This is a genomic window from Lactobacillus sp. UMNPBX4 (assembly GCF_002554115.1).
GTDB classification, from domain to species: domain Bacteria; phylum Bacillota; class Bacilli; order Lactobacillales; family Lactobacillaceae; genus Lactobacillus; species Lactobacillus gallinarum.
Genome location: NZ_PCZF01000004.1, coordinates 13,474 through 27,494 on the forward strand (window position 1 = coordinate 13,474; position 14,021 = coordinate 27,494).

A 14,021-nucleotide genomic window follows, 5' to 3' on the forward strand; every position below is an offset into this window, starting at 1 on the left:
TACTTGAACAATATTTTATGCTTATTAATAGTTTTTTTCAAATGAATTGTAGTTTAGAATAAAAAGGATGGAGGATCTTTTATGCTTTTTATTTTCTTAATACCAGTTATCGGTTTGGTAGCAGCTTTTTTAATTAATAAAATTTTCCCACATGCTCAGTTTAGAGGCTATGATGTTTTGCCTTTTTTCTTGTTTGCCGCATGCAATTTAGCCACTACACATGCTAACTTGCCTTCTTTTTTACCATATGGATTTTTATTTTATTTTATCTTAGTTGTTATTGTGTCTTTAAACGATGCAATTAAAAATAAAAATATTTCATTAGGTAAAACGATTCGCAAGTTATGGGATTATTTAGCTGCTTGCAGTTGTTTTTGGTATCTTGGTTCGTTAATTTTAATGTTTGCTTATTAATTTAGTTACTAATTTTTTAATAAAATAAAAATTATTTGTATATGCAAAAGCCGCAAAATTATAATATTTTGCAGCTTTTTTAAATTTTATAAAATAAAAAGATAAATAAGCATAAAAATATGTATTTTTTTCCAGAGTTTGTGGTAGAGAGTGGTGAATTGTGGTAAATTATTTAGTGGAAGGGGGCTAGACCATGTTCATGGGTGAATATCACCACAATCTTGATAGCAAGGGTCGCCTAATTATACCAGCGAAACTTCGCAATCAAATTGGAAATAAGATGGTATTTACTCGAGGAATGGAAGGCTGTATTTTTGGCTATTCGATGGAAGAATGGCAAAAGATAGAAGCCAAATTAGCAAAACTTCCGTTGACTAAGAGGAATACGCGTAAATTTATGCGTTTATTCTACTCTGGTGCGATGGAAAGTGAGTTCGATAAGCAGGGGCGTGTCAATTTTACATCGACATTAAAAGCTCATGCTGGACTTACTAAAGAATGTGTCATTGTAGGAGTTTCTGACCGAATTGAAATCTGGGCTAAGGAACGTTGGGATAGCTTTGAGGAAGAAGCTAACGAAGACTATGATGATATTGCTGAAAATTTGGACGACATTGAACTATAAAACTATGAAATTCAAACACACCAGTGTACTCTTACACGAAACTATAGATAATTTAAAACCAAAAAACGGTGGTCTTTATGTAGATGCAACTTTTGGCGGCGGTGGGCATGCCAAGTATTTGTTAAGTAAAATTGAAACTGGTACGTTAGTCGGTTTTGACCAAGATGAATATGCGATAAAATCGGCAGAGTTGAACTTCGCTGATTTATTGCAGCCAGATAGTGAACCTAAATTGAAATTAGTACATGACAACTTTAGTAATCTGGAGCAGGATCTAGTTAAGCTGGGTTACGCAGATGGAATAGATGGCATATATTACGATTTAGGTGTTTCATCACCTCAGTTTGATCAAGCTGATCGTGGCTTCTCATATCGTTATAATGCAAGGTTAGATATGAGAATGGATCAAAGTCAAGATACGGATGCATATCAGTTAGTTAATACCTTAAGTCAAAAAGAGCTAGCAGATATTTTATATCAATATGGAGATGAAAAATTCTCCCGGCAGATTGCTCATAGGATCGTAGAAAGACGTAAGGATAAGCCGATTGTGACAACCTTTGAATTGGTTGACATTATTAAAGAGGCGATTCCCGCGTATGCACGAAGGACTGGAGGACATCCAGCTAAGAAAAGCTTTCAAGCTTTACGAGTTGCTGTTAATCACGAACTTGATGTTTTACAGGCTTCACTTGAAGAAGCTATTAAGATTTTAAGACCTGGTGGCAGACTTAGCGTGATTACCTTTCAGTCCCATGAAGATAAAATCGTTAAAAAGATTTTTAAGAAGTATTCAGAGGTTGAGGTTCCAAGAGGAATGCCCTTTGTGCCAGACGATATGAAACCAACACTTCGTTTGGTAAATCGCAAACCGATTACTGCTTCAACTTCCGAGTTAGAAAACAACAACCGCTCACACAGTGCAAAACTACGGGTTGCAGAGAAGTTATAAAGAGGAAAATGCTATGGCTGACAGCTCAGCAAGAAAAATTGAATATGAACCTAGAAAACAGAATGGTTCGCAGAAACGTCAACGAATTACCCTTGATCCGCATAAAGTTCCTTACAATATTTTAGAAAAGACTTTACTAGCAATAGGAAGTATCGTCACCTTGGGAATGATGATCTTCTTGGTTTCTTCTAGTATTTCTGCAACTTCGGCTCAACATGAGCTAAGTCAAACTCAGCAGACAGTTGCTAAGGAACAGAATAGGATCACCGATTTACGTCAAGAAATTGGTGAGTTAACTTCTACTTCACGCTTAAACAAGATTGCGCGTGAAAAAGGATTAACTCTGATTAATAAAAACATTAGGACAATTCGCTAATGAAAAAAAACAGTAATTTAAAATTACAAAAATCCAAAGCCCACAGCTACCGCTTTACAGTGGGGAGATTTCTCCAAGTAGCTGTCGCTTTGGTTTTTCTTGTATTTACGGCTAGATTTTTATATATAGGTATATCCAAAACAGTTAATGGACAGAACTTATCCGCACGTACCAAGCAGCTTTATAAGCGTAATCAAGTTATTAAAGCAACACGTGGTACGATATATGATCGGAATGGATTAGCAATTGCGGAAGACTCACATTTATATACTATTTACGCGATTTTGGATAAGTCATCGATCAACTACAAGAATAAGCCAGAATATGTTGTGAATAAGTCTGAAACAGCTGAAAAGTTGGCTACAGTTTTGCCGATGTCGGCAGATAAAATTTATCGCTATTTGAATCCCAAGCAGAAGGCTTTCCAGGTTCAATTTGGTACAGCGGGTAGTGGATTAACGAGTAAGCAGAAGAAAAAGATTGAAGCTATGAAATTGCCAGGAATCAAATTCTTAGCTACGCCATCAAGACTTTATCCTAATGGTAATTTTGCTTCTCATATTGTTGGTTTAGCTCAGCCTGTATATGATAAAAAGACCAATGAACAAAATTTGGTTGGTACTATGGGAATTGAGGCTTACTTCAACAAGACTTTAACCGGTACTGATGGTTACAGAATTTCCTCAGTTGATGCTTCAGAATATCAAATGCCTAATGGCAATCAAGTATATAAACCAGTTAAAAATGGTAATAACTTATATTTGACGCTTGATTCACAACTGCAAAGTTATCTTGAATCACATATGACTGATGTACAAAAAGCATATGATCCTACTTCGATAACTGCAGTTGTTGAAGATATGAAGACTGGTAAAATTTTAGCAGCTTCACAGCGTCCAACATTTAATCCTCAGACTAAGAAAGGTTTAACCAAAGCATATCGTAATATCTTGGTTCAAGATACTTATGAACCAGGTTCTGTATTTAAAGTTCTTTCTTTTCCGGCAGTAGTTAATAGTGGCAATTACAATCCGAATGAATATTACCGTTCAGGATCAGTAAATGTCGGTGGTTCAACTATCCACGACTGGTTGACTTCTGGTTGGGGTACGATTCCATTTTCACAAGCATTTGAGCGTTCAAGTAACACTGGTTTTGTTAAGCTGGAACAAAAGATGGGTGCAAAGACTTGGAATAAGTACTTAAAGAAGTTCCACATTGGTCAAAAGACTGGAATTACACTTCCGGGAGAACAACCTGGCTTCATTTCATTCAAAACACCAGTTGACCAAGCAATTACTGCTTTTGGTCAAGCCGTTACTGTGAATGTAATGCAAATGATGCAAGCTTATAGTTCTTTGGCTAATAATGGTCAAATGGTAAAGCCACAATTAGTTGATAAGATTACTGATTCTAACGGTAAAACCCTTAAGGGCTATGAGATCAAAAAAGTTGGTTCAAAGATTTATAGCAACAAGACTAAAAAAGTTGTTTTGGCCAATATGAAGAGAGTGCTTAATAAGCAATCTGGTACTGGTAATGCCTACAAGATGGGCAATGCAGATATTGCTGTTAAGACCGGTACGGCTCAAATAGCTAATCCAAAAGGTGGTGGCTATTTGAAAGGTGATAGCAACTACATCTTCTCAGTAGTCGGTGTTTACCCTACCAAGGATCCTAGATATTGTATTTACCTAACTATCAAGCAACCTCATTTGGCTGGGACAACAGCTGAAAAGATTTTAGCTTCTATCTTTAAACCAATGATGAGTCGAATTATTACAATGGCTAAAAGTGATAATTCAACCACGACTGTTAGTGTTCCTAATTTCAAGAATATGACAGTTGCTCAAGCTTCAGCTAAAGCTAAGCAAGTTGGTCTTAACTTAGTTAAAGTAGGTGAAAAAGATAGAATTACTGCTCAAGGAATTAAGAGCAGTGAGAAATTGGAGTCTGGGGACAAGATCTTTGTATATACCTCAGGTAAAATAAATTGTCCTGATATGAAGGGGTGGAGTTTTAATGATTTACATCAATTCTCTAATATATCAGGTATTAAATTAAGCATAAAGGGAACCGGAACTGTTACCAGCCAAAGTGTGGCCAAGGGAGCAGAGTTAAAATCTGGAGAAAAAATAAAAGTTAATTTAAAGGAGTAGCATAGGATGAGTATTATGCAAGCAAGTTTTGTTGCTTTAATTAGTTCATTAATTTTGACGGTAATTTTTTTACCGTTGTTAATTAAGTTTATGCATTCGCATCATGAAGGACAGGAAATTCGTGATGAAGGGCCAAAATGGCACCAAAAGAAATCAGGAACTCCTACAATGGGAGGAACAATTTTTGTTATTGCAGCAGTAATTTCTGTTATCTGGGTTGCTGCATGGCAACATAGCTTGAACAAAGTTGTTTGGATTTTAGTAATCAGTCTTTTAGGTTACGGTATCATTGGTTTCCTTGATGATGGAATCAAGCTGTATTACAAAAGAAATTTGGGTTTAAGAGCATGGCAAAAACTTGCTTTACAAATTATTATTGCCATTGTGATTGTATTAATTGCTTCAAGCGATCACTTTAATTTTGGTTTATACATTCCATTTGCTGGAGTTGTTCATAGCGTAGCATTATTTGTAATCTTCATTATTTTCTGGTTAGTTGGCTTTTCTAATGCTGTTAACCTTTCAGACGGTTTGGATGGCTTAGCTACCGGGTTATCTGTAGTAGCCTATGGTACATATGCTTATATCGCATTTAAACAAAAGAATTTGGCTATTTTAGCCTTTTGTATGAGTGTAATTGGCGGTTTGATCGCTTTCTTTATTTTCAACCATAAGCCTGCCAAAATCTTCATGGGGGATGCAGGCTCACTTGCATTAGGTGGTGGTCTTGCTACAGTAAGTATTATGCTTAATAGACCATGGTCACTTTTGTTAGTGGGTATTGTATTTGTATGTGAAACTGCTAGTGTAATTATGCAGGTTATTTCTTTCCAAACTACTGGTAAGAGAATTTTTAAGATGACTCCTATTCACCATCATTTTGAAATGTTAGGCTGGTCAGAATGGAAAGTAGACATTGTTTTTTGGATTGTTGGTTTAGTAGGTAGTATTTTATATTTAGCAATTTGGGGATAAAAATAAAAAATGAAGGATATTAAAACTTATAGTAATAAGAATATTTTAGTTTTAGGTTTAGGTAAAAGTGGATTTGCAGTTAGCGAATTACTTTTAAAATTAGGTGCTAAATTAACCTTGAATGACAAGGCTGATCTTGATAAAAATGAAAAAGCACAAGAGCTAAAGGCTAAAGGCGTTCATGTAATTGGCGGACATCACCCAGTTGATTTACTTGAAAAAGAACATTTTGATTATTTAGTTAAAAATCCAGGTATTCCATATGAGAATCCAATGGTTAAAAAAGCTGAAGAACTAAATATTCCAATTATTACAGAGCCTGAAATTGCTTTAAGTTGTAGTGATGCTCCTTATGTTTGTGTAACAGGTTCAAATGGTAAAACTACCACTGTGATGCTCACTCAAAGAATTTTGGATCATCATTTACAAAAATCAGGTCATCATGCCTATGCAGTAGGTAATATTGGTGTGCCAATTTCTGAAGTAGTACCTAAGGCAACTAAGGATGATATCTTGGTAGTAGAAATTTCTAGTTTCCAATTACTTGGCGTAACAGATATTGATCCTAAGGTGGCTGCTATTGTCGACATTTATAATAATGTTCACTTGGACTATCACAAGACCTTTGAAAATTATGTAAATGCTAAGTTGAACGTTACTAGAACTCAAAATAGTGATGACTACTTTATTGCTAACTTTGATCAAAAAGATATTTTAGCTAAAGAAAAAGAAGTAACACCTGCTAAGATGCAAACTTTCTCAGAAACAGATTCTAATGCAGATTACTTTATTGGTGATGAATATCTTGAGAGTCACAATGAAAAGATCATGAAGATTGCAGATATCAAATTACCAGGTATTCATAATTTACAAAATAGCTTGGTTGCAATTGCAATTTCAAAGATTATGGGTGCAGATAATGATGATATTGCAGCGGTTTTGAGTACTTTCACTGGTGCTAAGCACCGTTTACAATATGTAACAACTCTTGATGGACGCAAGGTTTATAATGATTCTAAGTCAACTAATATTGAAGCAGCTACAGTTGCTATTCCTGCATTCAAAGAACCAGAAGTTTTAATTGCAGGTGGTCTTGATAGAGGATTCTTGTTTGATGATTTAGTACCATTGTTCAAGAAGCATGTTAAATCTATTGTTCTTTATGGAGAAACAAAATATCTATTAGCTGATGCTGCTAGAAAAGCTGGCATTAAAGATATTGTAATTGTTAATACTCTTCAAGAAGCTGTTCCAAGAGCATATGAGTTAAGTGAACCTGGAGATGTAATCTTATTCTCACCAGTTTGTGCTTCATGGGATCAATTCAGAACCTTTGAAGATCGTGGCGATTACTTTGTAAAATTTATTAAGGAATTGAAGACTAAATAAAATGAGAGTTATATTTACCGGCGGTGGCACAGGTGGTCACATTTACCCAATTATGGCAATTATTGAACGTTTGAAAGAACGTGGAATTAGCAAAAATGATGAAATTCTATTTGTCGGAACTAAAAAAGGATTGGAATCTAAAATTGTTCCTGCAGCTGGTGTTAATTTCAAAACAATTAACATTCAAGGATTTAATCGTAAGCATCCGTTGAAAAACTTTGAAACCATTAAATTGTTTTTGCAAGCTACCAAGAGTGCACGGAAGATTTTAAAAGAATTTAAGCCTGATGTCGTTTTGGGTACAGGTGGTTATGTTAGTGGAGCTATGGTTTATGAAGCAGCTAAAATGCATATTCCAACTATGATCCATGAATCCAATTCAGTTGTTGGTTTAGCTAACAAGTTTTTAGGCCACTATGTTGATCGCATTTGTTACACTTTTGACGATGCTGCAAAAGAATTCCCTGAAAAAAAGAAGCTAGTTAAAACAGGTAATCCAAGATCACAACAGGTTTTGAGCTTACATGAAGAAAAGATTGATATAAAGAAGAAGTGGGGACTTAGTCCAGAAATGCCAACTGTTTTAGTTTTTGGTGGTTCCCGTGGTGCTTTAGCTATCAATCGAATTATGCTTAAGTCATTAATGAATTTAAAGACTAAGCCATACCAAATTATTTGGGCTACAGGTACTTACTATTTTGATTCAGTTCAAAAGAAGTTAGAGAACGTAGATATTGGTAATAATATTAAGGTTTTGCCATACATCAAGAACATGCCCGGTTTATTACCAGAAATGACTTGTGTTGTTTCAAGATCTGGAGCAACAAGTATTGCAGAGTTCACTGCATTAGGTGTACCTGTAATTTTGATTCCAAGTCCTAATGTAACGCACAATCACCAAATGAAGAATGCATTAGATTTAGAGAAGGCTGGCGCAGCCTTGGTCATCCCAGAAGATGATCTTAACCCTAATAATTTTGTTTCTTCAATTGATCATATTTTGCTTGATGAAAAATACGCTAAAGAAATGAGTCAGGCTTCAAAGGCATTAGGTGTACCTAATGCATCTGATCAAGTGATTAAAGTGATGGAAGAGATTTCACGCTAGGAGGCCGGTGAGGCAGATGGCAAAGAAACCAGTAACGAGGATTGATCCAAGAAAGGAATTATCTCCTTATTTGAATCATGAATTCAATCAACAAAAAAATAGTCGTAAATCGCAAGCCAAGATTTCTGCCTCACTTTCTAGTTTACAGGCGGAAAGACGACGGTCACTAAGACGGCGGCTTGGTTTAATAATGTCAGTTTCAGTTTTGGCGATTGCTGGGCTAGGCTATTATATTTCTCCCTTGGCCAATATAAGTGCGGTTAAGGTGATTGGTGCTTCGGATTTACCAATTAAAGGAATCGTGAAGGCATCTAAGATCAAAGCCAGTGATAAGGTTTTTGATTATTTGTTTCAACAAAAAGATTTGAGCCAAAAATTATCTAAGAAGTATCCTGAAATACAAAGTGCCCAAGCACATTTAGGTCATGTTAACCAGCTCATATTGCAAATTAATCAACGTAAAACCGTAGGCTATTTAAAAGATGGCGATGATTATCGTAAGATTTTAAGTAATGGCAAGTTAGGCAGTACTGCAATTACTTGGGCAAAAGTCGATCAAGATAAACCTATTTTTGTTGGCTATAATAAAGCAACTTCTTTAAAAGAAGATTTAAACTTATTTAATAGTTTGCCCAAATCATTCCAAAACCAGGTAAAATTATTAAGTGGGAACACTAGACGAAAGTCACAAGTAATTTTAGTTATGAAAGATGGCAATGTAATTATTGGCAGTACCGTAACGTTAAAGAGCAAACTAAAATATTATGACGAAATTAAAGTTAAAGCTGGAAAAAATAGCTTAATTGATTTAGAAATAGGTGCGTTTAGCAGGCCATTAACTTCAAGTGAAAAGAAAGCCTACGGGGTATCGTAGCTGTTTTACTTGTTTATTTATGTTAGAATTTTTTCAAGGCAAATATTAATGGGGGCTTAATTTTGGAGAATTCAAATCTTTTAGTGGGTCTTGATATAGGAACCACAAGCGTGAAAGCAGTTGTGGCAGATTCGGGTAAAGTCATTGGTGCAGTTACTACGCCCAATTCAGGCATGAGACATGGTCAAATTGTTGATATTGATCAGACTGCAGCAGCTATCAGCCGTGCTTTAAAAGGCGTGGCAGAAAAGACTAATGCAAAAATTTATAGTGTCGTAGCCGGAATTCCAGTAGGAATGTTGCAATTAGAGACAGCAACTGGATTTGCTAATGTCGGTGAAGAAGGACAAGAAGTAAATAATGAAGATGTCAAAAGAACGATTCGCTCTGCGATTCATGCTGCTGCAAAAGATGATCGTGAAGCAATTGCTTTTTTGCCTAGTCGATTCTTAATTGATGGAAAAACTGAGGTTGATGATCCTCGTAAGATGATTGCTCGTTCACTTGGAGTAACCGGTATTTTGTTAACAGCTCCAACAGGTTCTTTGCATAACATTAAAAAAGCAATTGAACGTGCAGGCTATCACAACAATTTCTTTGTTCCAACGCCATTGGCAATTTCTAGTGTTGCATTAAATGAAAGTGAAAAGACTTTCGGTTCTGTAATTATTGACCTCGGTGGTGGAGTAAGTACAGCAACAGTAATTAAGGAAGGCCAAATCAAATACGCTAATATTGATTTGGAAGGTGGTAGCGATATCACTAATGATATTTCTGCTGTTTTAAGTATTTCTAAACGTGATGCTGAACAAATTAAATTAGATTATGGCTTTGCTGATCCGCAATTTGCTTCTAAGAATGATAAATTTGCAATTAATAGTGTAGGCTCAAATGGACAGCAAATGATTGATGAAGTTTACCTGAGTGAAATCATTAATGCACGTCTTGAGCAAATTCTAACTCGTCTTGGCAAGGGTTTAGCCAAGCATAATGCTTTGAAGCAACCGGGTGGTATTGTTATCACTGGTGGAACTAGTTTACTTCAAGGAATTGATAGTTTGACAGCCAATGGTTTAAACGTTAAAGCACGTATTTATCAACCAGATCAAATTGGTATGCGCAACCCAATTTATACAGCTGCATATGGAATAGTAAATTATTCTTACAAGATGTCAGAAGTAGACTATCTTGTTAACAGTGTAATTTACGGTTTTGGTGAAAATGTAGTTGAAGAACCAGTTTCACAACCAAAAACTTCCAAGAATTCTAAAAGAACTGTTTCTACTAGTGAAAGTGAAGCCAAAGAAGCTTATAATAGAAACAAAATGTCCGCAAGAGATGATTCTTCAGTGGACGAAGAAAATAATAATCAAGAAAAATCTAATGGCTTGAAGAGTTTCTTTAAGAAATTCTTTGATTAAAGGTGGTTAATTTAATGGATTTTACATTCGATTCAGACGACAATAAGAATGCTGTCATCAAAGTTATTGGTGTTGGCGGTGCCGGAGGCAATGCTGTTAACCGAATGATTGATGACGGTGTACAAGGTGTTTCATTTATTGCAGCAAACACTGATGTTCAAGCTTTAAACAGTAATAAAGCTGAAAACAAGATTCAATTAGGGCCTAAGTTAACAAGAGGTTTAGGTGCTGGTTCACATCCTGAAGTGGGCCAAAAGGCTGCTGAAGAAAGTGAACAAACAATTGAAGATGCACTTAAGGGTGCTGATATGATCTTTATCACTGCTGGTATGGGTGGTGGTACCGGTACTGGTGCAGCTCCTGTAGTAGCTAAAATTGCTCGTGAGACCGGTGCTTTAACTGTTGGTGTAGTTACACGCCCATTCAGCTTTGAAGGCCCTAAGCGCTCTAAGAACGCAGCAGAAGGAATTACCCAATTAAAGCAATACGTTGATACTTTAGTTATTATTGCTAATAATCGTTTGCTTGAAATGGTTGATAAGAAGACCCCAATGATGGATGCCTTCAAAGAAGCTGATAATGTCTTGAAGCAAGGTGTACAAGGTATTTCAGACCTGATTACTTCAACTGACTACGTAAACTTAGACTTTGCTGATGTTAAGACTGTTATGGAAAACCAAGGTGCAGCCTTGATGGGTATTGGTCGTGCTAGTGGTGAAAATAGAACTGTAGAAGCTACTAAGCTTGCTATTTCTTCACCACTTCTTGAAGTATCAATTGATGGTGCTAAGCAAGTATTGCTTAACATTACTGGTGGCCCTGACCTTACTTTGTTTGAAGCTCAAGATGCTTCAGAAATTGTTTCTAAGGCTGCTGGTGATGATGTCAACATTATCTTCGGTACATCAATTAACCCTAACTTAGGTGATGAAGTGGTAGTTACTGTAATTGCTACTGGTATTGATTCTAAAGCCGAAGAAGCCGCATCAAAGCAATTACCAGGACGTAGCCACCAAATTAAGGCTCAACCTAAGAAGGAAGCAGAACCTGTTGCTAATAATACTGTTCAACCAGAAAAGCAAACTGTTGACCGTCCACAAACTGTTCAACCATCTAATAATGCAGATGCGGATCATGAAGCGGAAAAGCCAAAGCAAACAATGGTTGATCCAACCAGTGTTTGGGGATTGAACGATAATCAAGATAATCAAAGAAGAAATACTAAGCCTGCTGAGCCAAAGGGTGATCATGAAAGCTTCGATACTTTTAGCAATGATGATCAAGATAGTATTTCTCAAATTGAAACTAGTGCTCAAGACGATAGTGATGATAGTGATGATATTCCATTCTTCAAACATCGTGGTGAAAACTAGTTTGGAGGTAGATACAGATGGCTTTTGATAAATTGGGTAGATTTTTCGGCATTTCCAATGATGATGAAGATGAATTGGAAAAAGAAGAATATGCTACTTCAAACAAAGATGATAATGAAAACTTACCTCTGAATTCTGTTAGTCGAGACAATGTTGTTTCGATTAAATCAGGATTAAATTCAGCCAAAAGTAAAATTGTGTTGTATGAGCCGCGTGTTTATTCTGATGCTAAAGATGTTGCACAAAACTTGTTGAATAATAAGGCAGTAGTAATTAACTTTAGCAGAATGGAAGATAGTTCCGCTCGACGAATCGTTGATTTTATCACAGGAACAGTTTATGCATTAAACGGTGAAATTCAACGCATCGGTGACAAGATCTTTTTAGCCACTCCACCTAAATTTGTGACAGATGGCAAAATTAGTGACTTAATTGATAAGAAAGATAATTTAAGTTAATGTTAAACGTAATACATTTTATTTACGTAGCTCTTACTTGGATCTTATGGCTTTACAGTCTATTTATTGTTATTGATGCAATTTTAAGTTGGGTACCAATGTTAAGTAATTCTGTAATTGGTCGCTTTTTAGATAAGATTGTAAATCCATACTTGAACTTGTTCAGAAAAGGTCCGTTTGCTAAGTTGGCCTATTCTACTGGAATTGATATTTCTCCAATTATTGGATTATTCATTTTGTACTTTGTACAGAATTATGTTCTATTTTGGATTTTTAATATTTTATTGAGGGTGTTAGGTTAATGCAAAAGCGACAAGCAAGTAAGTTTTACCCACATTTTAATCAAGAAGAAAGACCAGTAATTGATTATTTTACTGGTCTTTTTAATCAAATAATTTTTAAACATGAACCAATTTTAACCGATTTTTTAGATCCGGGTAAAAGAGCAATTCTAAAAACCATCGTGGGTAATGATGTTTTTATGCAAGAGTATGGCGGATATTCGAATGCGGAGAAAAAACGTGTTTATTTAAGCGAGGAATGGGTTAATTTGCAACCCAGCGATTATTTAATTCAGCCATATGAAATTGAATATCCACAAAAATTTATCAAAATTAATCATAGTGCGATTTTAGGTACCCTGGCTAATTCTGGAATTGAGACTGATACTTTTGGCGATATAATTACTGATGAAAATGGTAAATGGCAATTTTTTGCTAAAAAAGAATTAGTGGATTTTTTTGAAGAGCAGGTTACTCGGATTGGAAGAGCACAAGTAAAATTAAGAGAGATTTCTTTTAAAGATGTTCTAGTGCCGAAGGATGATTCAACGGAAAAGATAGAAATTGTTGCTTCAATGAGAATTGATGCAGTACTATCTGGAATTAGCAAACAAAGTCGTGGTCAGATTCAAAAAATGATTGAAAACCATTTAGTCAAATTAAATTGGCATGACATAGCAGATTCTAATATAATGGTTAAAGAGAATGATATTTTGAGTTTGAGGCATTTTGGGCGTGTTTTGATTGAAAATGTTTCGGCTACAAGAAAAGGAAAATATAAGGTGGTGCTAAAACTTTGGCAGACAAAGAAACGAAATTGACGCCGATGGATATTCATAATAAGGAATTTAAGCATCGAGGTCGTAATGGATATGATCGCTATGAAGTGGATAGTTTTTTAGATGATGTTGTTGATAATTATGGGGATGCACTTGATCAAGTAGTAGATTTAAAGAACGAAGTAGTATCTTTAAATAAAAAAGTAGAAGATATGCAGGCTCAAGTAGATGAGTATAGTAATATGAAGAAGTCGCTTATTTCTGCTCAAAAAACTGTAGATCAATTAAAAGAAAATGCGGAAGCAGAAGCCAAACGTATTCTGGATGATGCTAAAAAGGAAGCTCAAACAGAAGTTGGCTATCAAAAACAACAGCAAGAAGTTATCTCTAATGATTACAAGCGTTTAAAGAAACAAATAGGCGAATTTCGTAGTCATATGCAAGCAATGCTCCAAAATGAGATAAATAATTTAAATGATGAAACTTGGCAGCATGCTTTAGATGAATATTTCCATACGGAACGATTTTATCCGGGTAATGGTGCAGAACCAATCGGTGAAGAAGAAGAAATCGCAAATGAAACTGCAATCGATGATGAAGATATTGACAACGATGATGTAAATGACGTAAACTCTTCTCAAGAACCTGATGATTTGGATGAGGAGTTGTCAGATGATTCTGATGATGAAGAAGAAACTACTCCTAAGCCAATGACAGGCGATAGTCCGCATCATGAGACAATTAATTTAAAACCTGAAGTACCTAAGAGTTCATCAGGTCCAACAATTGTTTTCCCGGATGATTACAAAAAATAAAAATTAGATTGGCAGTAAAACT

The 14,021-nt window shown here is 35.5% G+C and carries 15 protein-coding genes; all 15 read left to right on the forward strand.

Annotation, left to right across the window (positions count from 1 at the left end):
• The first annotated feature begins 81 nt into the window (after positions 1-81).
• The 15 genes from CP355_RS01395 to CP355_RS01465 all read left to right on the forward strand — a co-directional run bounded on the left by CP355_RS01395 (position 82) and on the right by CP355_RS01465 (position 13,999).
• Positions 82-414: a DUF3397 domain-containing protein gene (locus CP355_RS01395; RefSeq protein ID WP_087175783.1), complete on the forward strand. Its 333-nt coding sequence runs from the start codon at positions 82-84 to the stop codon at positions 412-414.
• 193 nt (positions 415-607) lie between these two features.
• A complete protein-coding gene (gene mraZ, locus CP355_RS01400) occupies positions 608-1,039 on the forward strand; it encodes a division/cell wall cluster transcriptional repressor MraZ (protein WP_087175784.1) in 432 nt (143 codons plus the stop codon).
• Between the two features lie 4 nt (positions 1,040-1,043).
• Positions 1,044-1,991: a 16S rRNA (cytosine(1402)-N(4))-methyltransferase RsmH gene (gene rsmH / locus CP355_RS01405; protein ID WP_087175853.1), complete on the forward strand. Its 948-nt coding sequence runs from the start codon at positions 1,044-1,046 to the stop codon at positions 1,989-1,991.
• 13 nt (positions 1,992-2,004) lie between these two features.
• The gene (gene ftsL / locus CP355_RS01410; RefSeq protein WP_087175785.1) at positions 2,005-2,367 is read left to right on the forward strand and encodes a cell division protein FtsL; all 363 of its coding nucleotides are present in this window, start codon (positions 2,005-2,007) and stop codon (positions 2,365-2,367) included.
• Positions 2,367-4,526 (forward strand): penicillin-binding protein, encoded by a 2,160-nt coding sequence (locus tag CP355_RS01415; protein WP_098043734.1) that lies wholly within the window; start codon positions 2,367-2,369, stop codon positions 4,524-4,526. The genes ftsL and CP355_RS01415 overlap by 1 nt, the downstream gene beginning before the upstream one ends.
• 6 nt (positions 4,527-4,532) lie before the next feature.
• Positions 4,533-5,501: a phospho-N-acetylmuramoyl-pentapeptide-transferase gene (mraY, locus tag CP355_RS01420; RefSeq protein WP_025005053.1), complete on the forward strand. Its 969-nt coding sequence runs from the start codon at positions 4,533-4,535 to the stop codon at positions 5,499-5,501.
• Positions 5,502-5,510: 9 nt separating this feature from the next.
• Complete coding sequence (gene murD, locus CP355_RS01425; protein WP_098036559.1) at positions 5,511-6,890, forward strand: UDP-N-acetylmuramoyl-L-alanine--D-glutamate ligase; 1,380 nt, start codon at positions 5,511-5,513, stop codon at positions 6,888-6,890.
• Between the two features lies 1 nt (position 6,891).
• On the forward strand, positions 6,892-7,998 hold the full coding sequence (gene murG, locus CP355_RS01430; protein WP_087175788.1) for an undecaprenyldiphospho-muramoylpentapeptide beta-N-acetylglucosaminyltransferase: 1,107 nt from the start codon (positions 6,892-6,894) through the stop codon (positions 7,996-7,998).
• 16 nt (positions 7,999-8,014) lie between these two features.
• Positions 8,015-8,872, forward strand: coding sequence for a cell division protein FtsQ/DivIB (locus CP355_RS01435; RefSeq protein ID WP_098043735.1), 858 nt, complete (start codon positions 8,015-8,017; stop codon positions 8,870-8,872).
• A 62-nt stretch (positions 8,873-8,934) separates the two neighbouring features.
• Positions 8,935-10,293, forward strand: a complete 1,359-nt coding sequence (gene ftsA, locus CP355_RS01440; RefSeq protein ID WP_025005049.1) for a cell division protein FtsA — start codon at positions 8,935-8,937, stop codon at positions 10,291-10,293.
• A gap of 14 nt (positions 10,294-10,307) precedes the next feature.
• Positions 10,308-11,666 carry a cell division protein FtsZ gene (gene ftsZ / locus CP355_RS01445; RefSeq protein WP_087235781.1) on the forward strand — a complete coding sequence of 453 codons (1,359 nt, stop codon included), beginning with the start codon at positions 10,308-10,310 and terminating at the stop codon, positions 11,664-11,666.
• A gap of 17 nt (positions 11,667-11,683) precedes the next feature.
• On the forward strand, positions 11,684-12,124 hold the full coding sequence (locus tag CP355_RS01450) for a cell division protein SepF (RefSeq protein ID WP_025005048.1): 441 nt from the start codon (positions 11,684-11,686) through the stop codon (positions 12,122-12,124).
• Positions 12,124-12,426 carry a YggT family protein gene (locus tag CP355_RS01455; RefSeq protein WP_087175791.1) on the forward strand — a complete coding sequence of 101 codons (303 nt, stop codon included), beginning with the start codon at positions 12,124-12,126 and terminating at the stop codon, positions 12,424-12,426. Before CP355_RS01450 ends, CP355_RS01455 begins: the two co-directional genes overlap by 1 nt.
• A complete protein-coding gene (locus tag CP355_RS01460; protein WP_087175792.1) occupies positions 12,426-13,226 on the forward strand; it encodes an RNA-binding protein in 801 nt (266 codons plus the stop codon). Before CP355_RS01455 ends, CP355_RS01460 begins: the two co-directional genes overlap by 1 nt.
• A complete protein-coding gene (locus tag CP355_RS01465) occupies positions 13,202-13,999 on the forward strand; it encodes a DivIVA domain-containing protein (protein ID WP_087175793.1) in 798 nt (265 codons plus the stop codon). Before CP355_RS01460 ends, CP355_RS01465 begins: the two co-directional genes overlap by 25 nt.
• Positions 14,000-14,021 lie beyond the last annotated feature (22 nt).